This window comes from Actinomycetospora sp. (assembly GCF_036497585.1).
Classification (GTDB): Bacteria; Actinomycetota; Actinomycetes; order Mycobacteriales; family Pseudonocardiaceae; genus Actinomycetospora.
Map to the genome: position 1 here is coordinate 1 of NZ_DASXJD010000202.1, position 19554 is coordinate 19554.

The 19554-nt window shown below is 75.7% G+C and carries 21 protein-coding genes; 17 read left to right on the forward strand and 4 right to left on the reverse strand.

The genetic code is table 11. The features are described from left to right. Positions 1-268: hypothetical protein (locus VGH76_RS19500; RefSeq protein WP_331558379.1), on the reverse strand; the 268-nt coding region annotated here is incomplete at its 3' end. Positions 269-446: 178 nt separating this feature from the next. Here VGH76_RS19500 and VGH76_RS19505 point away from each other — a divergent pair. The 11 genes from VGH76_RS19505 to VGH76_RS19555 all read left to right on the forward strand — a co-directional run bounded on the left by VGH76_RS19505 (position 447) and on the right by VGH76_RS19555 (position 10504). Next, positions 447-1211, forward strand: coding sequence for a phosphoglyceromutase (locus VGH76_RS19505; RefSeq protein ID WP_331558380.1), 765 nt, complete (start codon positions 447-449; stop codon positions 1209-1211). A gap of 135 nt (positions 1212-1346) precedes the next feature. Next, positions 1347-2672: a sensor histidine kinase gene (locus tag VGH76_RS19510; RefSeq protein ID WP_414637763.1), complete on the forward strand. Its 1326-nt coding sequence runs from the start codon at positions 1347-1349 to the stop codon at positions 2670-2672. A gap of 2 nt (positions 2673-2674) precedes the next feature. After that, entirely contained in the window at positions 2675-3397 is a 723-nt protein-coding gene (locus VGH76_RS19515) for a response regulator transcription factor (protein WP_331558408.1), read from the forward strand. Between the two features lie 35 nt (positions 3398-3432). Next, positions 3433-4455: a Ppx/GppA phosphatase family protein gene (locus VGH76_RS19520; protein ID WP_331558381.1), complete on the forward strand. Its 1023-nt coding sequence runs from the start codon at positions 3433-3435 to the stop codon at positions 4453-4455. Then, positions 4452-5861 carry a hypothetical protein gene (locus VGH76_RS19525; protein ID WP_331558382.1) on the forward strand — a complete coding sequence of 470 codons (1410 nt, stop codon included), beginning with the start codon at positions 4452-4454 and terminating at the stop codon, positions 5859-5861. The genes VGH76_RS19520 and VGH76_RS19525 overlap by 4 nt, the downstream gene beginning before the upstream one ends. A 73-nt stretch (positions 5862-5934) precedes the next feature. Continuing rightward, the gene (locus VGH76_RS19530; RefSeq protein WP_331558409.1) at positions 5935-6687 is read left to right on the forward strand and encodes a sugar phosphate isomerase/epimerase; all 753 of its coding nucleotides are present in this window, start codon (positions 5935-5937) and stop codon (positions 6685-6687) included. Positions 6688-6697: 10 nt separating this feature from the next. Next, positions 6698-7519 (forward strand): pyrroline-5-carboxylate reductase, encoded by an 822-nt coding sequence (proC, locus tag VGH76_RS19535; RefSeq protein ID WP_331558383.1) that lies wholly within the window; start codon positions 6698-6700, stop codon positions 7517-7519. Between the two features lie 208 nt (positions 7520-7727). After that, positions 7728-7952, forward strand: a complete 225-nt coding sequence (locus VGH76_RS19540; RefSeq protein WP_026204239.1) for a helix-turn-helix domain-containing protein — start codon at positions 7728-7730, stop codon at positions 7950-7952. Between the two features lie 152 nt (positions 7953-8104). Beyond that, positions 8105-8206, forward strand: coding sequence for a 30S ribosomal protein bS22 (locus tag VGH76_RS19545; RefSeq protein ID WP_010241351.1), 102 nt, complete (start codon positions 8105-8107; stop codon positions 8204-8206). 85 nt (positions 8207-8291) lie between these two features. Next, positions 8292-9410 (forward strand): NAD-dependent epimerase/dehydratase family protein, encoded by a 1119-nt coding sequence (locus tag VGH76_RS19550; protein ID WP_331558384.1) that lies wholly within the window; start codon positions 8292-8294, stop codon positions 9408-9410. A gap of 35 nt (positions 9411-9445) precedes the next feature. Next, positions 9446-10504 carry a lysophospholipid acyltransferase family protein gene (locus tag VGH76_RS19555; RefSeq protein ID WP_331558385.1) on the forward strand — a complete coding sequence of 353 codons (1059 nt, stop codon included), beginning with the start codon at positions 9446-9448 and terminating at the stop codon, positions 10502-10504. Positions 10505-10574: 70 nt separating this feature from the next. On the opposite strand, the gene VGH76_RS19560 is transcribed toward VGH76_RS19555, so the two are convergent. The 3 genes from VGH76_RS19560 to VGH76_RS19570 form a co-directional block, all read right to left on the reverse strand. Beyond that, positions 10575-11438 carry an HAD-IB family hydrolase gene (locus VGH76_RS19560; protein WP_331558410.1) on the reverse strand — a complete coding sequence of 288 codons (864 nt, stop codon included), beginning with the start codon at positions 11436-11438 and terminating at the stop codon, positions 10575-10577. 201 nt (positions 11439-11639) lie between these two features. After that, positions 11640-12977 carry a DUF5667 domain-containing protein gene (locus VGH76_RS19565; RefSeq protein ID WP_331558386.1) on the reverse strand — a complete coding sequence of 446 codons (1338 nt, stop codon included), beginning with the start codon at positions 12975-12977 and terminating at the stop codon, positions 11640-11642. Positions 12978-13101: 124 nt separating this feature from the next. Then, positions 13102-13704: a sigma-70 family RNA polymerase sigma factor gene (locus VGH76_RS19570; RefSeq protein WP_331558412.1), complete on the reverse strand. Its 603-nt coding sequence runs from the start codon at positions 13702-13704 to the stop codon at positions 13102-13104. Positions 13705-14653: 949 nt separating this feature from the next. Here VGH76_RS19570 and VGH76_RS19575 point away from each other — a divergent pair. The 6 genes from VGH76_RS19575 to hemC all read left to right on the forward strand — a co-directional run bounded on the left by VGH76_RS19575 (position 14654) and on the right by hemC (position 19553). Continuing rightward, complete coding sequence (locus tag VGH76_RS19575; protein WP_331558387.1) at positions 14654-14884, forward strand: glutaredoxin family protein; 231 nt, start codon at positions 14654-14656, stop codon at positions 14882-14884. Further along, entirely contained in the window at positions 14881-15483 is a 603-nt protein-coding gene (locus tag VGH76_RS19580; RefSeq protein ID WP_331558388.1) for a hypothetical protein, read from the forward strand. Before VGH76_RS19575 ends, VGH76_RS19580 begins: the two co-directional genes overlap by 4 nt. Further along, entirely contained in the window at positions 15480-16148 is a 669-nt protein-coding gene (locus tag VGH76_RS19585; RefSeq protein ID WP_331558389.1) for a ferritin-like domain-containing protein, read from the forward strand. Before VGH76_RS19580 ends, VGH76_RS19585 begins: the two co-directional genes overlap by 4 nt. A gap of 260 nt (positions 16149-16408) precedes the next feature. Beyond that, a complete protein-coding gene (locus VGH76_RS19590) occupies positions 16409-17155 on the forward strand; it encodes a redox-sensing transcriptional repressor Rex (RefSeq protein ID WP_331558390.1) in 747 nt (248 codons plus the stop codon). Continuing rightward, a complete protein-coding gene (locus tag VGH76_RS19595; RefSeq protein WP_331558391.1) occupies positions 17152-18603 on the forward strand; it encodes a glutamyl-tRNA reductase in 1452 nt (483 codons plus the stop codon). The genes VGH76_RS19590 and VGH76_RS19595 overlap by 4 nt, the downstream gene beginning before the upstream one ends. A 29-nt stretch (positions 18604-18632) precedes the next feature. After that, a complete protein-coding gene (hemC, locus tag VGH76_RS19600) occupies positions 18633-19553 on the forward strand; it encodes a hydroxymethylbilane synthase (RefSeq protein WP_331558413.1) in 921 nt (306 codons plus the stop codon). Position 19554 lies beyond the last annotated feature (1 nt).

Consider the following 19554-nt stretch of genomic DNA (forward strand, 5'->3'; position numbering starts at 1 on the left):
CGCCACCGTCGGCGCCACCGTCGGCGCCACCGTCGGCGCCACCGTCCGCGCCACCGTCCGCGCCACCGTCGGCGCCGCCGCCGGCCGCTCCGCCGTCGGCGGGACCGTGCCCGGCACCGCCGTCGGCGCCGCCGTCAGCGCCACCGTCCGCGCCGCCGCCGGCCGCTCCGCCGTCGGCGGGACCGTGCCCGGCCCCGCCGTCGGCACCGCCGTCGGCGCCGCCGTCGGCGGGCCCGTGGCCGGAGGTGGTGATGTCGTCGTCGTTCATCGCTGCTCCTTATAGGTGAGGTCTCGATCCGGCACTGCCCGGGAGGTGGGCAGTATGGCCCGGCTCACCCGGTGTGCGGCGTGATGCGGCCCGGTCTACCCGGGCCCGTCGCATCTCACGCGCCCGTTCGTCCCGTAAGGGTCCCGACGTCGGGCCTGACCTGGCAGGGTTCCGCGCCATGACTGTGGGCACGCTGGTGCTGCTGCGGCACGGCCAGAGCGAGTGGAACGAGAAGAACCTCTTCACCGGATGGGTCGACGTGCCCCTGTCCGCCGCCGGCGAGCAGGAGGCCCGCCGCGGCGGCGAGCTGCTCGCCGAGGCCGGGCTGCTCCCCGACGTCCTGCACACCTCGCTGCTGCGCCGCGCCATCGCCACCGCGAACCTCGCGCTCGACACCTGCGACCGCCACTGGATCCCGGTCCGCCGCAACTGGCGGCTCAACGAGCGGCACTACGGCGCCCTGCAGGGCAAGGACAAGAAGCAGACGATGGAGACCTACGGCGAGGAGCAGTTCCAGATCTGGCGCCGCTCCTACGACACCCCGCCGCCGCCCATCGACCCCGACGACGAGTTCGCCCAGACCGGCGACCCGCGCTACGCCGACCTCGGCGAGGACCTGCCGCGCACCGAGTGCCTCAAGGACGTGCTCGAGCGGCTGCTGCCGTACTGGAGCGAGGCCGTGGTGCCGGACCTGCGCGCCGGGCGGACGGTGCTCGTCGCCGCCCACGGCAACTCGCTGCGCGCCGTCGTGAAGCACCTCGACGGGGTCGACGACGAGACCATCGCGAGCCTGAACATCCCCACCGGGATCCCGCTGCGCTACGACCTCGCCGTGTCCGACTCCGACACCGCCGACCTCGTGCCCACCAACCCGGGCGGGACCTACCTCGACCCGGACGCGGCGAAGGACGCCATCGCGGCGGTGGCCAACCAGGGCCGCTGAGCACGCGGGGAGTTCCGGCGCGGGTGAACGCCACCTGAACGGGTCACCAACACTCACCCGCCCGAGCGTTGGACTGCTCACCAACGGCCCTTTGACACGGGTGGAAACCGTGTTCGCGCCCCTACTATCACGATCGTGGCCGTCCCGGCGTACGTGACCGTCCTGGCCGCCGTCCTCGCGGCGGTCCTCGGCGTCGCCGTCGGCGCCGCCGGGGTGCACTGGAAGGCGCGCACCAAGCGCGCGACCACGGTCGCCGCCGGTCCCACCGTCGCTGAGCTGCTCGCCCGCATCGTGCGGCGCTCGCACACCGGCCTCGCCGTCGTCAACCGCTTCGGCGACGTCGTCCTGTCCAACGACCGCGCGGAGGTCCTCGGCGCGGTCGTCGACGCCCGGCCGGAGGGCCGCGTGGCCGAGGCCGCCGCGCGGGTCTCGGGGTCGGGCGGGACCGCCGAGATCGACCTCTCGCCCGCCGTGTCCGCGCGGCGTGCCCCGCAGTCGGTGATCGCCCGGCTCGGGCCGCTCGGGGACGGCTTCGTCGTCGTCGAGGCCTCGGACACCTCGGCGGCGGTCCGCCTCGAGGCCGTGCGCCGCGACTTCGTCGCCAACGTCGGCCACGAGCTCAAGACCCCCGTCGGGGCGATGGCGGTGCTCGCCGAGGCGGTCCTGGACGCCGACGACCCCGACGAGGTCATGCGGTTCGCGACGAAGATCCTGCACGAGTCCCGCCGCCTGGGTGCGCTCGTCACCGAGCTCATCGAGCTCTCGCGACTGCAGGGCGCGGACCCGCTGCCCGAGCTGGAACCCGTCGCCGTCGACGACGTGGTCTCCGAGGCGGTGAAGCGGACGCGCGTGTCCGCCGAGACCGCGGGCACCGAGCTGACGCTCGACACCCCGAGCGGGCTCGAGGTGGCCGGGAGCTCGACGCTGCTCGTGACGGCCCTGGCCAACCTGCTGGAGAACGCCGTCGCGTACTCGCCCACCGGGTCCTCGGTCTCGGTGCGCCGGCGCCGGGTACGGGGCCCCGACGGGCGGGACAGCATCGACGTCTCGGTCACCGACCGCGGCATCGGCATCGCCCCGCAGCACCAGGAGCGGGTCTTCGAGCGGTTCTTCCGGGTCGACCCCGCTCGGTCGCGTGCCACCGGCGGCACCGGGCTCGGGCTGGCCATCGTCAAGCACGTGGCCGCCAACCACGGCGGCGAGGTGCGGGTGTGGAGCGAGCCCGGCGTCGGCTCCACCTTCACGCTGCGCCTACCCGTACCGACGGGCGGTCCCGACGACGGGGTGCACGGGCCCGCCGCCAACGGGAGCGCCACGCCGGCGGTCCCGCCCGACGACCCGCTCGGCACGTCCCCCCGGGCCCGGCGCCCCGTGCGCCCGCACCCGGCCCGTCCCGCCCCGGCGGAGCGGGCGACCCCGTCGCGCACGTCCGTGGGCGTCGGCCCCGAGGAACCGAGGTGACCATGACGCGCGTGCTGATCGTGGAGGACGAGGAGTCCTTCGCCGACCCCCTCGCCTACCTGCTCCGCAAGGAGGGCTTCGAGGCGAGCGTCGCGGGCACCGGAGCGGCCGCCCTCGAGGACTTCGAGCGCCACGGGGCCGACATCGTCCTGCTCGACCTCATGCTGCCCGGGATGAGCGGCACCGACGTGTGCAAGGCACTGCGGCAGCGCTCGTCGGTGCCGGTGATCATGGTGACGGCGCGCGACGCGGAGATCGACAAGGTGGTCGGGCTCGAGCTCGGCGCCGACGACTACGTCACCAAGCCCTACTCGGCGCGGGAACTGATCGCGCGGGTGCGCGCCGTGCTGCGGCGCGGCCAGGAGAGCGACGGCGCCGAGCCGGCCGGGACGCCGTCCGGGGACCGCCAGGTCCTCGAGGCCGGCCCGGTGCGCATGGACGTCGGGCGCCACGTGGTCACCGTCGAGGGCCGCCCCGGCACCGACCCCGTCGAGGTCGCGCTACCGCTCAAGGAGTTCGACCTGCTCGAGTACCTCATGCGCAACGTCGGGCGGGTGCTGACCCGCGCGCAGCTCATCGACCGGGTGTGGGGCGCGGACTACGTGGGCGACACCAAGACCCTCGACGTCCACATCAAGCGGCTGCGGGCCAAGCTCGAACCGGAGCCGTCCCAGCCCCGCCACCTGCTCACCGTGCGGGGCCTCGGCTACAAGCTGGACGCCTGACCGGGTGACCGGCAGCGACGTCTAGGCTGCTCACCGTGCGACTCGGGGTCCTCGACGTGGGATCGAACACCGTGCACCTGCTGGTGGTCGACGCCCACCGCGGCGCCCACCCCACCCCGCAGTCCTCCACCAAGACCTCGCTGCGCCTCGCCGAGCACGTCAGCGACGACGGGCTGCTCGCCCGCAAGGGCGCGGACGCGCTGGTGTCCGCCGTCGCCGAGGCCCGCCGCGAGGCCCGGGCCCTGGGCTGCGACGACCTGCTGGCCTTCGCGACCTCCGCGGTGCGCGACGCGGAGAACTCCGACGCCGTCCTCGCGCGGGTCCGCGACGAGACCGGGGTCGACCTGCAGGTGCTCACCGGGCCCGACGAGGCGGCGCTGACCTTCCTCGCCGTCCGGCGCTGGTTCGGGTGGTCCGCCGGTCGCCTGCTCTCGCTCGACATCGGCGGCGGCTCGCTGGAGATGGCGGTCGGGCGCGACGAGGCCCCCGACGTCGCGCTCTCGCTGCCTCTGGGCGCGGGCCGGCTCACCCGCGACTGGTTCGCCGCCGACCCGCCCGAGCGCAAGGAGACCCGCGCGCTCGCCGAGTACGTGCACGACACCGTCGCGCCCGCCGCCGCGGCCCTGCTCGACGGCGGGCCGCCGGACCGCGCCGTCGTCACGTCGAAGACCTTCCGGTCGCTGGCCCGGCTGACCGGGGCGGCGCCCCGCAGCGAGGGCCCGCGGGTCCGCCGTCGCCTCACCCTCGCCGGCCTGCGGCAGGTGGTGGCCTTCATCAGCCGCATGAGCTCCACCGACCTCGCCGAGCTGGAGGGGGTCAGCGCCTCGCGGGCCCACCAGCTCGTCGCGGGGGCGATCGTCGCGCGGGCCACCATGGAGGCGCTCGGCCTCGAGGAGGTCGAGGTCTGCCCCTGGGCGCTGCGGGAGGGCGTCATCCTCGGCCGGCTGGACCAGGTGCCGCTCGAGGGCGGTCCCTTCGCCGCTGATGGGACGTACACCACCGTCCGTCCCACCGCGACTGGACGACCGGCCTCCGTCACGGCACGGTGGACCGGATGACGACGGACGGCCCGCCCCGCCGGGGCTCGCAGCGCAGCGTGGCGGAGCTGCTCGCTGCCTACGGCGCCGAGTCGCGCTCGCCGTCGCGTCCCGATCCCGCCCCGGAGCCCGCGCCCGCGGCTCCGTACGGCTCCGCCTACGCGTCGGGACCGTCCTACGGCTCCTACGACGACCCCTACGACCGCGGGCGGGACGCCTACGGCGACCCGGGTCCTTCGTCCCGCACGGGCTCGTTCGACCGCTACGGCTCCGACCGCTACGAGCCGGGTGGCTACGAGTCCGGCCGTTACGAGGACCGTTACGAGGCCGACCGCTACGAGCCGGGCGGGTACGGCTCCACCGGCTACGGCTCCACCGGCTACGGCTCCGCCGGCTACGGCTCCGCCGGCTACGGCTACGGCGGTCCCCCCGGCTACGAGCCCTCCCCGGGGTACGACGACGGGTACCGCGCCGAGCCGCCGCCGCCCCCCGGCTCCTACGGCTCGTACCCCGACTCCTCGGCGCCGGCGTACGGCTACTCGAGCGGCTACGCCGACCTCGACCGCTCCTACCGGGCACGGGACGACCGCGCCGAGCCCCCCGCCGGCGACCCCTACGGCTACGGCCGGGACAGCTACGCCGAGGCCTACGGCTACTCCGGGCCGACCACGGGATACGCACCGGTCCCGCCGCCGCCCGGGGTGCCGCGGCCGGCGGGCCCGCCGCCCGGGTCGGGACCGCAGCCCGCGAGCGGGCCGGTGGGCGCCGCGCCGACCGCGCCCGCGTGGTCCCAGCCCGCCCCCACCACCGGCGTATCGCCGCCCCCGCCCCCGCCCCCGCCTCCGGCCCGCGCCCCCGAGCCGCCGCCGGCCCCCACCCAGGTGACGGCGGCCGCCGCACCCAGCCAGGCCGCGCCGGCGCAGGTCGCGCCCGCCTCCGCGCCGACCCAGGCGACCCCGGCGGCGGCGCCGACCCAGGCCACACCCCGTCCCGACGACGGCGGCCCGCCGACCGCGGCGTCGTCCCTCGCGCGTCCCGAGCGGGCGGGCCCGCGGACGACGCGCGCCGAGGCGCCCGCCGGGCTCGGCTCCGACGCCGACCTGGACGACGAGTACGACGACAACGACGACTACGACGAGGACCCCGACGACGTCCCGGAACGGCCGACCGCGAAGGAGTGGGCGGTCATCGCCGGCCAGCTCGTCGTCGGCGCGCTGCTCGGGGCGGTGCTGTGGATCGGGTTCTCCTACCTGTGGCAGTCGCTGCCGGTGGTGGCGCTGGTGCTCGCCGCCGCGGCCACCGGGGGTCTCGTGTTCGGGGTGCGCGCCATGCGGCGCTCGGACGACCTGCAGACGATGGTGCTCGCGATCGTCGTCGGCCTCGTCGTGACCGTGTCCCCGGCGGCGTTCGTCCTGCTGGCCCGATGACCGCGTGATCTCTCCGGAACCCGGCGCCGGGCCGCCGGTGGCCCTCTCCACCGCGTCGGTGTACCCCGAGCCGATGGCGGCCGCGTTCGACGCCGCGGCCGAGCTCGGCTACGACGGCGTCGAGCTGATGGTGTGGAACGAGCCGGAGTCCCAGCAGCTGCGCACCGTCGCCCGGCACGCCGAGCGCACCGGGATGCCCGTCCTGGCCGTCCACGCGCCCTGCCTGGCGATCACCCAACGGGTGTGGGGGGCCGACCCGGCGGAGCGGCTGCGGCGCAGCGTCGTGCTGTCCGCCGGCCTGGGCGCCCCGACGGTGGTGCTGCACCCGCCGTTCCGCTGGCAGCGCCGGTACGCCGCCGGCCTGTCGCGCCAGGTCGACGAGCTGGAACGCGCGCACGGGGTGCGCGTCGCGATGGAGAACATGTTCCCGCTGCGCCGCGGCCGGGTGCGGGTCTCCAGCTACACGCCCGGCCACGACCCGACCGTCCCCGGGGCCCGGAACTACACCCTCGACCTGTCCCACACCGCGGTCGCGGGCGACGACGCGTTCGCCCTCCTCGAGCGCATGGGCGAGAACCTCGTGCACCTGCACCTCGCGGACGGCACCGGGCTGCCGAACGACGAGCACCTCGTCCCCGGCCGCGGCACGCAGCCGTGCGCGGACGTGCTGCGCCGGCTCGCGCTCACCGGATTCGGCGGCACCGTCGTCGTCGAGATCTCGACGCGGCGGGCCCGGAGCCGCAACGAGCGCCTCGACGCCCTGGCCGAGTCGCTGTTGTTCGCGCGGCTGCACCTGGGCACCCGGCTGCCGCGCTCCCGCGCCTAGGGTCGCGGCCATGACCACGGTGGCGGTGCTCGGGGGCGGACGGATCGGCGAGGCCCTGCTCGGGGGGCTCGTGGCCTCGGGGCACGACCCGGCCGCGCTGTCCGTCGTCGAGCGCGACGCCGCCCGGGCCGACGACGTGGCCGCGCGCCTGGGGATCGAGGTCGTCGGGGCGCTCGAGGCGGCCCGGCGGGCCGACGTGCTCGTCGTCGCCGTGAAGCCCCAGGACGTGGCGGGGGTGCTCGGCGAGGTGGGCGGCTCGCTCCCGGATCCGCGCCCCGTCGTCGTCTCCCTCGCGGCCGGCATCCCGACCGCCGCCCTCGAGGAGTGGCTGCCCGAGGCCACGCCGGTGGTGCGGGTCATGCCGAACACGCCGATGCTCGTCGGGCGGGCGATGTGCGTGCTCTCCCCGGGCAGCCACGCCGACGAGACCGCCCTCGGCACCGCCGAGACGCTCCTGGGCGCGGTCGGGCGGACGGTGCGCGTGCCCGAGGCCCAGCAGGACGTCGCGACGGCGCTGTCGGGCTCCGGGCCGGCCTACCTGTTCCTGGTCGCCGAGGCGATGATCGAGGCCGGGGTCGCGCTCGGGCTCGCCCGGCCGGTGGCGACGCAGCTGGTGTCGACGACCGTGGACGGCGCCGGCGGGCTGCTGACCGACGACTCCGACGGCCCGGCCCACCCCGGCCTGCTGCGCGAGGCGGTGACCTCGCCGGGCGGGACGACGGCCGCCGCGCTGCGCGTCCTCGAGGCCCACGGCCTGCGCGCGGCGTTCTCCGATGCCGTCGAGGCGTGCCGCGACACCTCCCGGGCGCTGGGTGCGACGTACGGCGGGTGATTCCGCTCGCCGACCGTTCGTCGTGGTGATCCGGTGCGACGGGCGTGCGGCGTGTGCGCTTGACGCGCCCAGCGCTACGGCCACCGCACCATCACGTCGAGCGATTCATCCGTCACATCCGTCTCGCTACTCTCCGATCAGCACGTGCGTGTCGAACCGCCGGAGGGGAAGACCGGCGGCACGACGGGTGCTCGGAAGGCGGTCGACCATGCCGCAGAACGCCGCCGCTGGGCGGAGGGAAGACGGCGACCTGTCACGGGTGCAGTTCCTGACCGTGGCCGAGGTCGCCGCGACGATGCGCGTCTCGAAGATGACCGTGTACCGCCTGGTGCACAACGGAGAGCTCCCGGCCGTGCGAGTGGGCCGCAGCTTCCGGGTGCCGGAGGAAGCGGTGCACGAGTACCTGCGGGGCTCGTACATCGACGCCGGCTGAGTCCGGCGTCGCACTCCGATGACCCGGGCGGCGCACAGGCGCTGCCCGGGTCACCGGTACGGTGGAGGCTTGCTGCCCGGACTTCCGGGTCTCCTGGCAGGCTGGCGCCTGCCGACAAGGTCTCCACGAGGACGTCGCGAAAGGGAACCCGTATGGGCTCGGTCATCAAGAAGCGCCGCAAGCGGATGTCGAAGAAGAAGCACCGTAAGCTGCTCCGCAAGACCCGCGTGCAGCGTCGCAAGCTCGGCAAGTGACCGGTCCCGGCCGAGTCTGACCCCGGCCGGACCCCGTCCCGCGGGTCCGACCCGTCCGCACGCCCCGTAGGTCCTCCGGAGAGTCATGGCCCCGTCCGTCGTCCTCGTCACCGGAGTCGCCGGCCAGCTCGGCGGCGAGCTCGCGGCACGCCTGGCGGCGGACCCCGCCATCGACCGCGTGCTCGGGGTCGACACGACGCCTCCCGCACGCGACCTGCGGCGGCGGATGGGCCGCGCGGAGTTCGTCCGCGTGGACATCCGCAATCCGCTCATCGGCAAGGTCATCAGCACCGCGAAGGTCGACACGGTCGTCCATGCGTCGCTGTCCGGCCACCCGTCGGCCTCCGGCGGGCGCTCGATGATGATGGAGATGAACGTCATCGGGACGATGCAGCTCCTGGCGGCGTGCCAGAAGTCGGACACCGTGGGGCGCCTCGTCGTGCGCTCCACCACGAGCGTGTACGGCGCGAGCCCGCGGGACCCGGCGACGTTCACCGAGACCACGGAGCCCAAGGCGCTGCCGCCCGGCGGGTACGCGAAGGACGCCGTCGAGATCGAGGGCTACGTCCGCAGCTTCTCCCGCCGTCGCCCGGACATCCCCGTGACGACGCTGCGATTCGTGAACTTCATCGGCCCGCGGGCGGACACCGCGTTCGCGCACTACTTCTCGCTGCCGGTGGTGCCGGTCGTGCTGGGGTACGACGCGCGGGTCCAGCTGCTGCACACCGAGGACGCCCTCGCCGTCCTCGAGCGCGCGACGATGCACGACCTCCCCGGGGTGTTCAACGTCGGCGCCGACGGCGTGCTGATGCTCTCCCAGGCGGTGCGCCGGGCCGGGCGGGTCGCGCTGCCGATCCCGGAACCGTTGGTGCCGTGGGTGGGTCGCATCACCCGCCGGGCGCGGCTCGTGGACTTCTCCCCGGAACAGATGCGCCTGCTGAACTACGGTCGGGTCGTCGACACCACGAAGCTCAAGACCGGGTTCGGCTTCGAGCCGCGCTGGACGACGGTGCAGGCGTTCGACGACTTCGTCGCGGGCCGCGCGCTGCGCCCGGTGCTCGACACCGACCGCTACGTCGACGCCGCCGAGTCGCTGACGCTGCGGGCGGTGCACGCGCTCCCGGGGCAGGGCGCGTCCGGCGACGCGGTGCCGCAGCAGCAGATCGAGAGCACGTCCCCGCCCGCGCTCACCCCGGTGCGCTGAGGGTGGCCGACCGGACCGGCAGGAGGAACGAGAGCATGGGCGAGGCCGAGGTCATCCCGCTGCGCGGAGCGGGTGGACGACCACGCCCCCGGCCGACGCCGCGACGCCGCAGCGTCGCCGGCCCGCCGCCCGGTGCGGACCGGGACGGTGCGGCGACGAGCGGAGCGGACGGCGGGACGGTGGACGACCAGCGCGCGATCGGCAGCGGTGCGACGGACCCCGCGCCGGCGCCGCTCGTCCCCGCGGGGCCCTCGGAGCTCGAGTCCGCCGTCGTCGAGGTCGCCGACTTCCTGCGCCGCCGGCTCGCCGGGCGCTACCCGGTCGACGAGTTCGGGTTCGACCCCGACCTCAACGAGAACGTCATCCTTCCGGTGCTGCGCCCGCTCTATGAGCGCTGGTTCCGCGTGGAGACCATCGGGGTGGAGAACGTGCCCGCCGAGGGCGGCGCGCTGCTCGTCGCGAACCACTCCGGGACGCTGCCGCTCGACGCGCTGATGACCGTCGTCGCCACCCACGACGACCTGCCGACCCCCCGCAACCTGCGGATGCTCGCCGCCGACCTCGTCTTCGGGATGCCGGGCTTCGGGGCGGTCGCGCGCAAGGCCGGCCACACGCTGGCGTGCAACCCCGACGCCGAGAAGCTCCTCGGCGCTGGGGAGCTCGTCGGGGTCTGGCCCGAGGGCTTCAAGGGGATCGGGAAGGCCTACGCCGACCGCTACAAGCTGCAGCGGTTCGGTCGGGGCGGCTTCGTCTCGGCGGCGCTGCGCACGGGTGTGCCGATCATCCCCTGCTCGATCGTCGGCGCCGAGGAGATCTACCCGAAGATCGGCGACCTGGGGCCGATCGCCCGCCTGCTCGGGGTGCCGTACTTCCCGATCACCCCGACCTGGCCGCTCCTCGGGCCGCTCGGCCTCGTGCCGCTGCCCTCGAAGTGGTACATCGAGTTCGGCGAGCCGATCCGCACCGACGAGTTCGAGCCCGGCTCCGCGGACGACCCGATGCTCGTTTTCAACCTCACCGACCAGGTGCGCGAGAACATCCAGCAGACGCTCTACCGGCTGCTCTCCGGCCGGCGCAACGCGTTCCTGGGCTAGGTGCGCTTCGCGCCTGTGAGCACTTTCGGTCGTCATAGCACCGGAAAGTGCTCACATGGCCGAAGGCCACCTACGCCCGCCGCCGCGAGTACGCGGCCCCGGCCGCGACGGCACCGGCCACCGCGCCCGCCCCGAGCACCGAGGGCACGCCGATGCGCGCGACCTTGCGCCCGGAGCGGAAGTCGCGGATCTCCCAGCCGTTCTTGCGGGCGAGGCTGCGCAGATCGGTGTCGGGGTTGACCGCCACCGCCGTGCCGACGACCGACAGCATCGGCGCGTCGTTGATCGAGTCCGAGTAGGCCGAGCAGCGCCGGAGGTCCAGGCCCTCGCGGGCGGCGAGCGCGCGGACCGCGTGCGCCTTGGCCGGCCCGTGGAGCAGTTCCCCGACCAGGCGCCCGGTGTAGACGCCGTCGTGGTGCTCGGCGACCGTGCCGAGCGCCCCGGTCAGGCCCAGCCGGCGGGCGATGATCGCCGCGAGCTCCAGCGGCGTCGCGGTGACCAGCCACACCCGCTGGCCGGCGTCGAGGTGCATCTGCGCGAGCGCGCGGGTGCCCTCCCAGATGCGGTCGGCCATCAGCTCGTCGTAGATCTCCTCGCCGAGCTCGACCAGTTCGGAGACCTCGCGGCCCGCGACGAAGGACAGCGCGGCCTCGCGGTGGGCGCGGATGTCCTCCGGCGTGCCCTCGCCGCCCAGGCGGAACTTCACCTGCTGCCACACGAACCCGCGCAGATCCGCCCCGGAGAAGAACTTCCGGGCGGCGAGCCCGCGGGCGAAGTGGAAGATCGACGCGCCCATCATCATGGTGTTGTCGACGTCGAAGAACGCGGCCGCCGTGAGGTCGGGCGGCACGCTCGGGACCGAGGGCCCCGCCGTCTCGGCCGCCGCGGCCGCGGCCGCGCCCGCGTCGCGAGCGGCCGAGCCGCCGTCGTCCATCCGGGCCTCGGCCGCATCGACTCCCGGGCCGGCGCCGTCGAGCGCCGAGCCCGCCGCCGGGGCGTCGGTGCGCCGGTCGCGCCGTCCAACCACCGCCCGACTCCTCCTCGCCTGCCGCGGGTACCGCCCCGGCCGGGCGCGGTCCGGCTCCACCTTAGTGGTGCCGACCGACCACGCCCGGCCGTGCCGTGATCGGGCGGATCAGTTGCCCAGCGAGAGCCCGGGTAGACCGGGCAGCAGCGGCGGCAGCTGCACCTTCGGCAGGCCCGGCACCGGCACCGGCACGTTGATCGGCGGGGCCGACGTGGTGGCCGGGAGCGGGAGCGGCAGCAGCGGCTTGTCGCCCGAGTCACTGCCGGAGCGGGTCGTCGTGGACTCGTCCGTCGTCGTGGTCGTCGTCTCCGACGAGGTGGTGCGGCGGGTCGAGGGCGTCGACGTCTTGGTCGTCGGCGTCGTGGCCTGCGGCAGGGTGATGCTCGGTGCCTTGGCCTGGCTCGCCGAGCAGGCCGGCGAGGGGAGCGGACCGAGTTCGTCGGAGTCCGACCCGCCGCACGGGGTGCTGGCCTTCTCGAACGCGGTGGCCCGGGCCTGCAACTGCTGCACCAGGCGCTGCGAGGACGCCGCCTGCTCCCGCCCCGAGGGCGGCAGCGACGGGGAGAACCCGTCGATGACCTGCCGCTGCTGGCCGGCCCACTGCGAGAGCAGCCCCGGCGGCGGTCCGGCGGGCTTGTTGACCAGCGGGAGCAGCATCCGGGCGCCGGTGCGGGCCTGGTCGTCGAACGCGCGCAGGTTGTCCGCGACGAGCGCCGCGTCCGCGTCGTCGCCACCGGCCGCGGTGGGCTGCGAGCCGGCCGCGGTGGTGCTGTCGCGCTGGAGCAGCTCCTGGATCTCGTCGAGGCGCAGCGCCGCGACGTCGAGGTGCTTGCGGGCCTTCGCCTCCTGGCCGGAGGTCAGCCCGATCTCGGTGGACTCCGAGGCGCGCTTGAGCCCGTAGAGCATGTCCCCGGGAAGCGCACCGCGGGAGAGCAGGACCGTGAGGGCGCCGAGGGCGAGGACGGCGGCCATCCCGGCCACCGTCGTCGAGAGCAGTCGGCGTGCGGTGGTGCCGCGGCGCGCGGAGCGTCCCGGGCCGCCGGAGGGTTGCGACGACGCCGGCCGGCGGTCACCCGGCCGGGAGCCCCCGCGCCGCTCGGCGCGACGGCGGCCGTGGCCGGCGGAGCCGGTCTCCACCCGCTCGGTGCGGCGGGTGACCGGGACCGGTGGCGCTTCCTCGGCGAGGGCGGCCATGAGGTTCGAGCGCATCCGGCGGGAGGCCTCGGGATCGGGTCCGGCCGTGGTGCGCCCCGCCTCGCCCGCCCGGTCGAGCAGGTCGGCGATACGGAGGTCCTCGTCCAGCTCCCGGTCACCGGTCCGGGGGTGATCGCCCAGCGGGCCCCCGGAGGCGCCGGGGTGCGCGCGACGACCGGGTGCGCCTCCGCGCATCCGTTCGTCCCAGGCAGCGGCGAACCGCTCGTCTGCCCCGTCGCGACCGCTCGACATGTCGTCCGTCCTCATCGTGCGCTCGTACCGTCCGGCACGAACCCTGCTCGTCGTACGTCGAAACGACCGGAGGGGCGCCCGGTTACGAGATACACGCCGACGGGTGGAACTACATGCTTGTCACTCACCGCAAACCCTCGGGCAGCAGTTGAGCGAGACGTCGTACCGCACGGTGTTGCAGTGCCTTCACCGCACCCTCGTTGCGCCCCATGATGTGGGCCGTCTCGGACACGGAGAGTCCCTGGAGGAAGCGGAGGGTGATGCACTCCTGCTGGTCCTCACCGAGCTTGGCCACGCAGCGCAGGAGCTCCTGGTGCGTGGCGCCCGCGATGACCTCGCTCTCCGGGCCGGGCCGGTGGGAGTCCGGCGCGACGTCGGTGATCTCGGGGGTCGCCTGCTCCAGCCGGTACCGGCTCGACTTGACGTGGTCGAGCACCAGGTTGCGGGCGATGGTGACGAACCAGGCGCCGATGTCGCGGCCCTGGTAGCTGACTGAGGAGATGCGCCGGAACGCCCGGACGAAGGTCTCCTGGGTGAGGTCCTCGGCGACGCCGCGGTCGCCGAGCCGGTAGAAGACGAACCGGAAGACGACGTCGTGGTAGCGGTCGAAGAGCCGGCCGAACGCGTCGACGTCGCCGTCCTGCGTCGCGCGCACGAGCGCCCAGCCGTCGGCGACCTGCTCGTCCGCCTCGTCGAGCCCGGCGTCGGAGAGCTCCCCGTCGTCGATCTCGGCGTCGTCGTCGGGGCGCTCGTCCTCGGCCGGGGGCCGGGGCGCCTCGATCGGGGTGGTCGGCGGGTGGGCCGCGCCGGGAGCCGGCACCGGCCCGGTCGGGGTGCCCGCGCCCCGCGGCGGCCCGGCGGGCGCAGCCGGGTACGGGCCCGGAAGCGGGGGGCCGGGCGGTCGGGGGCCGGGCGGCGGACCCTGGGGCCCGGCCGGCGGACCGACCGGTCGCGGCGGGGCGGGCGGAGTCGGACGCCCCGCCGCGCGCGGCAGATCGGGGTGCGACGGGTGCTCGACCGGGCGCGGGGCGGGCGTCGAGCGCCCGGGGGGCCAGTTCGCGTCCGGGCCGCGCTGCTCCGGATAGGGCTGCTCGGGGTAGCCCGGCCCGCCGTAGGACTGCTCGGGGTGGGGCGGCGTGTCGGTCATGGACGCGGACCGACCGGACCGGTCGCGCCGCCCGCGCCCCGGTCCCGGCATCCCGCCGGCGCCGACCGTCATCGCGCTCCGTCGGCCGCGCTGGTCGCGGCAGGGCAGGCGGACACCGGCACGGAAGGGGCGCCGGCCAGCGGCGCGCGCGAGTCCCGGGTCGGGACGGGTGCGACCGGGACGACCGCCACGGGGGCGGGTCCGGGCGTCACGCCGGCGCCGACGACAGCGGACAAGGCGTTCTCCCTCGCTGGACGACCTCTCGCTTCCGGTCACGCGCAGGCCCGCCACACAGCGATCGGGGAGCACGCTGGGGACGGAGCATACGTGCGGCGCCGAGGCCCTCGTCACCGGAGCGCCACCCATCGTCGCCAGGCTCGTTGACACGCACTTGACCTGCGGTGAGAGGTCCCGACCACGCCGTCGGCGGTCGGTACGAATCTGCCAGACTCCCCCCGGCGACGGACGGCGAGAGAGGACGGGTCGCGGCGTGTCCGAAGTGGACGAGCACACAGGACTCCCTGTCCGGGTGACGGTCCTGGTCCGGGCGCAGTGCCGGACGTGCGACCGCATGGAGGACGTCGTCCGGCAGGTCTGCGCCGATCTCGGCGTGGGGTGGGAGCGGGTGGACATCGACGACGCCGACGCCGAGCTGCGCGGCGAGTACGGCGACGTCATCCCGGTGACGCTCGTCGACGGCGAGGAGCACGCGTCCTGGTCCGTCGACCCCCGCGCCCTGCGGACGGCGCTCGCGGCGTGACCCTCCTCCTGCCCACCCAGCCCGCCGGTGGCGCCGACGTCGCCGCGCTGCGGACGGCGACCTCGCTCGTCGTGCTCGCACAGTCGACCTACAGCTCGCTGGCGGCCCTCCCGGTCGGGGGCGGCGAGCGTGCGCTCCCGGTCGTCCGCGACCTCGTCACCGCCGCCGTCTCGCAGCTGGGCGACGCCCGCGACGCCCTGTCCTCGGCCACCACCGGCGCCGGCGGCCGGGCCCAGACCGACCCCGACCCGGCGTACGGGTCGGTCGTCGCCCAGGCCCTCCCGACGGTGCGTACCCCGGCCGACGTCGTCGGGCTCGCCCTCACCCTCGAGGACGTCCTCGCCCAGACCCTCGTCGCCGACGCCGCCGGCCTGTCCACCCCGGCGCTGCGGGCCACCGCGCTGCGCTACGGCCAGGCCGCGGCCTCGCGCAAGGCGAGCCTGCTCGTCGTCAACTCCCTGCTCTCCTCGGGCCGCGCCGATCTCGTCGTCGCGCCCCCCGACCTCACCACCCTGCCCGCCGCGGTCGGGACCGTCGGCTTCCCCGACACCCGGTTCCCGACGGCGAAGGCCTCGCCCCCCGAGGAGGGCTCCGGGTGAGCACCACGGGCCGACCCTCCCGCCGCCTCGTCCTGGGCGCCGGCGCTGCCGGGCTGCTCGGCGTCGGGGCCCTGGCCGCCTGCTCGGACGCCCCGCCCCCCGCGCCCGCGGCCACCCCGTCGGCCGCCGCGACCCCGACCACCTCGACCGCGCCGCGCCCGGCCTACGTCGGGGACCAGCGCGGGGTCGCCCTGTGCGCCGCGCTGTCCGCGCTGGCGGCGAGCCTCTACTCCGGTGCCGTCCTCGCCGCGAACGACGGGCGCCTCGGCCAGGTACCCGCCGTCGTGACCTCCTTCCTCTCCGGGGCGGGGGCGCAGCACACCGAGCACGCCGCGGCGTGGAACGCGCTGCTCACCGCGGCCGGGCGACCGGCGGTCACCGGGAGCCCGCTGTCGGTGGAGACCGAACGACGCGCCACGCTCGGGCGGGCCGCCGCCCCGACCGACCTGCTGTCCTTCGCCGTCGACGTCGAGGCCTCCGTCGGCGCGACGGTGCTCGCCCGTGCGGGGGAGTTCACCGACCCCGGCGCCGCCGCGCTGGCCGCGACCGTCGGCCCGGTGGCCGCGATGCACGGCGCGACGGTGGCCTTCCTCCTGGGGCGGCCCGCCGGGATCGCCCCGGGGCCCGCCGGGGCGGCGCTCGGGCTCGACGCGCTGACGACCTGACCGGGCGTGTCGGGCCACCCGGCGGGCTGGCAGACTGTCCGGGTTCACGGCCGAGTGGTCGTCGCGTCGGTGCGCCGAGAGGTCGTCGGCCCGCGTGGGGCGGTGACCAGCGGCTTTGTGCCCGTGTTCACGAGCGGTACCCTCGATGCCAACAGCAGTCCAGGGAAGCTCGCGCAGGACGGGCCCGGCGGTGGCCACGCGTCCACCTCCGACGGGGCTGGACGCCGACCCGACAGCAGCGGCACGAGGAGGCTCCCGGCGTGACGGTGGACCGGGGTGTTCCGCGCCCCGTGGCGCGCGCCACCCCGACGACCCCGGACGCCGGGCCCGAGGGCCCGCGCCGGCCCGGTCGCGTCCCCGAGGCCACGGTGGCCCGGCTGGCCGTCTACCTGCGGGTGCTCACCGAGATGCTCGAGCGGGGCGTGCGCACGGTCTCCAGCGACGTGCTCGCCGCCGCGGCCGGGGTGAACGCCGCGAAGCTGCGCAAGGACCTCTCCCACATCGGCTCCTCCGGGGTGCGCGGCGTGGGCTACGACGTCCCGCGGCTGACGGCGCAGGTGGAGTCCGTGCTCGGGCTCACCCGGTCGCACGCCGTCGCGCTGGTCGGGGTGGGCAACCTGGGCCACGCGCTCGCCGGGTACGGCGGGTTCGCCGCCCGGGGCTTCGGCGTCACCGCGCTGTTCGACGTCGACCCGGCGCTGGTCGGCACCACGATCGCGGGGGTCGAGGTCCTGGACGTGGCCGAGATCCCACGCGTGTGCCGCGAGCGCGGGGTGACCATCGGGGTGGTGGCGACGCCCGCGGCGGCCGCGCAGCACGTCTGCGACGCGCTCGTGGGCGCCGGGGTGCAGAGCATCCTCAACTTCGCGCCGACCGTCCTGGCGGTCCCGGCCGACGTCGAGGTGCGCAAGGTCGACCTGGCGGTGGAGATGCAGATCCTCGCGTTCCACGTCTCCCGCCGGCACGACGGAGTCGCGGGCGACGCGACGGGGAAGGTGTTCCGATGAGTCTGCTGCTCGTGGGCGTGTCGCACCGGACGGCGCCGGTGTCGGTGCTCGAGCGGGTCGCGATCTCCGGCGAGGACACCGCCAAGGTCCTCGACGAGCTGATGGCGGGGGAGTACGTCTCCGAGGCCGTGGTGCTCTCGACGTGCAACCGCATCGAGATCTACGCGGTCGTCGAGACCTTCCACGGCGGCCTCACCGAGGTCTCCGGGGTGCTGGCCCGCCACGCGCAGGCCGACGTGTCCGACCTCACCGACCACCTCTACGTGCACTACGCCGGGTCCGCGGTCGAGCACCTGTTCTCCGTGGCGGCCGGGCTCGACTCGATGGTCGTCGGCGAGGCGCAGATCCTCGGGCAGCTGCGGGCGGCGTACTCCACGGCCCGCGAGCTCGGGACCGTCGGCACCGCCCTGCACGAGGTCGCGCAGCAGGCGCTGCGGGTCGGCAAGCGCGCCCAGGCCGAGACCGGGATCGACGCGGCGGGCGCCTCCGTCGTCACCGAGGCCCTCGACGACGCCGAGGCCGCCCTCGGCGACCTCGTCGGGCGCCGGGCCCTCGTCGTGGGCGCCGGCTCGATGGGCGGGCTTGCCGCCGCGGCCCTGCGCCGCCGGGGGATCGGCGAGGTCGTCGTGGCCAACCGGACCCCCGAGCGCGCCGAGCGCCTCGCGGAGATCGTGGCCGCCGAGGGCACGCCCGCCCGCGTCGTCGGGCTGGACGCGCTGTCCCCGGCGATGGCGGCCGCCGACGTCGTCGTCGTGTGCACGGGCGCCGTCGGCACCGTCGTCGACCTCGACGCCGTCCGCGCCGGGCTCGCCGCCCGCCCGGGCGCCCGGCCCCTGGTCGTCTGCGACCTCGGCCTGCCGCGCGACGTCGACCACGAGGTCGGCGCGCTCCCCGGCGTGACGCTGGTCGACCTGGCCACCCTCGGCGAGCGGCTGGGCCACGCCGGCGCGGGGCAGGCCGTGGAGGCCACCCGCGCGCTGGTCGCCGAGGAGGTCCGGGTCTACCTCGCCGCGCAGCGCTCGGCCGAGGTGACCCCGACCGTGACTGCACTGCGCCGGCAGGCCGCCGAGGTGGTCGACGCCGAGCTGCTGCGCCTCGACGGCCGGCTGCCGGGGCTGGAGTCCGACGTGCGCGGCGAGGTCGCGAAGACCGTGCGCCGCGTCGTCGACAAGCTGCTGCACACCCCGACCGTGCAGGTGAAACGGCTCGCGCAGTCGCCGGGCGGGGACACCTACGCCGAGGCACTGCGCGAGCTGTTCGAGCTCGACCCGCAGGCCCCCGCCGCGGTGGCCTCGGGCCCCGCCGGCTCGGGCATCACCGCTGACGCGGCGTCCGGGGCGGGCCCGGAGTCCGCCCGCCTCGAGGGCGGCGAGGTCGACCAGGCGCTCGCCGCGAACCCCGCCCTGCAGGGTCTCGACGCCGCGGACGGCCCGGGAGGCGCCCGGTGACGGCCGCGACCACGCTCGGCACCGTCCGGATCGGCACCCGGGCGAGCCTGCTCGCGAAGACGCAGACGCAGACGGTGGCCGACGCGCTCATCGCGCGGGGCGTCGCGGTGGAGATCGTCGAGATCTCGACGCTGGGGGACCAGTCCCAGGCGGCGAACACGCCGATCGCGCAGACCGGCGTCGGGGTGTTCACCTCTGCACTGCGCGAGGCGCTGCTCGAGGACCGGATCGACGTCGCCGTCCACTCTTACAAGGACCTCCCGACGGCGGGCGTGCCCGGCATCGTGCTCGCCGCGGTGCCGCAGCGGGCCGACCCCCGTGACGCCCTCGTCGCCCGCGACCGGATGGTGCTCGGCGAGCTCCCGCCCGGCTCCGTCATCGGCACCGGCTCGCCCCGGCGCGCGGCGCAGCTGCACGCGCTCGGGCTGGGCCTGCAGGTCGTCGGGATCCGCGGCAACGTCGAGACGCGGATCCGCAAGGTCACCGACGGCGAGGTCGACGGCGTGGTCCTCGCGCGGGCCGGGCTCGCGCGGATCGGTCGGGCGGGCGACGCCACCGAGGTACTCGACCCGCTGCAGATGCTGCCCGCCCCGGCCCAGGGCGCGCTCGCCGTGGAGTGCCGCGTCGCCGACACCGAGCTCGAGACCTTCCTGCGGTCGACGCTGCACGACGAGTCGACGTCCGCGGCGGTCACGGCCGAACGGGCGGTGCTGGTCGACCTCGGGTCACCGTGCGCCGCAGCGATCGGTGCCCTGGCCGATGTGGTCGAGGATCTGGACGACGACGGGCACGTCGTCGAGGCACTCTCGTTGCGGGCGTTCGCGACGACCGCCGAGGGCGCGCTGGTGCGCGCCTCGGCGACCGGAGAGACGAAGGATGCCGAGCAGATCGGGCGCGCACTCGCCCAGGAGCTGCTCGCCGACGGCGCGGACCCGAACGCCACCGGCTGAC

Coding starts and splice junctions, on each gene's coding strand:
- VGH76_RS19530 (WP_331558409.1), top strand. CDS start 5,935: ATGGCGGCCGCGTTCGACGCCGCGGCCGAGCTCGGCTACGACGGCGTC.
- VGH76_RS19540 (WP_026204239.1), top strand. CDS start 7,728: ATGCCGCAGAACGCCGCCGCTGGGCGGAGGGAAGACGGCGACCTGTCA.
- VGH76_RS19555 (WP_331558385.1), top strand. CDS start 9,446: ATGGGCGAGGCCGAGGTCATCCCGCTGCGCGGAGCGGGTGGACGACCA.
- VGH76_RS19565 (WP_331558386.1), bottom strand. CDS start 12,977: ATGTCGAGCGGTCGCGACGGGGCAGACGAGCGGTTCGCCGCTGCCTGG.
- VGH76_RS19550 (WP_331558384.1), top strand. CDS start 8,292: ATGGCCCCGTCCGTCGTCCTCGTCACCGGAGTCGCCGGCCAGCTCGGC.
- VGH76_RS19505 (WP_331558380.1), top strand. CDS start 447: ATGACTGTGGGCACGCTGGTGCTGCTGCGGCACGGCCAGAGCGAGTGG.
- proC (WP_331558383.1), top strand. CDS start 6,698: ATGACCACGGTGGCGGTGCTCGGGGGCGGACGGATCGGCGAGGCCCTG.
- VGH76_RS19525 (WP_331558382.1), top strand. CDS start 4,452: ATGACGACGGACGGCCCGCCCCGCCGGGGCTCGCAGCGCAGCGTGGCG.
- VGH76_RS19560 (WP_331558410.1), bottom strand. CDS start 11,438: ATGGACGACGGCGGCTCGGCCGCTCGCGACGCGGGCGCGGCCGCGGCC.
- VGH76_RS19515 (WP_331558408.1), top strand. CDS start 2,675: ATGACGCGCGTGCTGATCGTGGAGGACGAGGAGTCCTTCGCCGACCCC.
- VGH76_RS19595 (WP_331558391.1), top strand. CDS start 17,152: ATGAGTCTGCTGCTCGTGGGCGTGTCGCACCGGACGGCGCCGGTGTCG.
- VGH76_RS19545 (WP_010241351.1), top strand. CDS start 8,105: ATGGGCTCGGTCATCAAGAAGCGCCGCAAGCGGATGTCGAAGAAGAAG.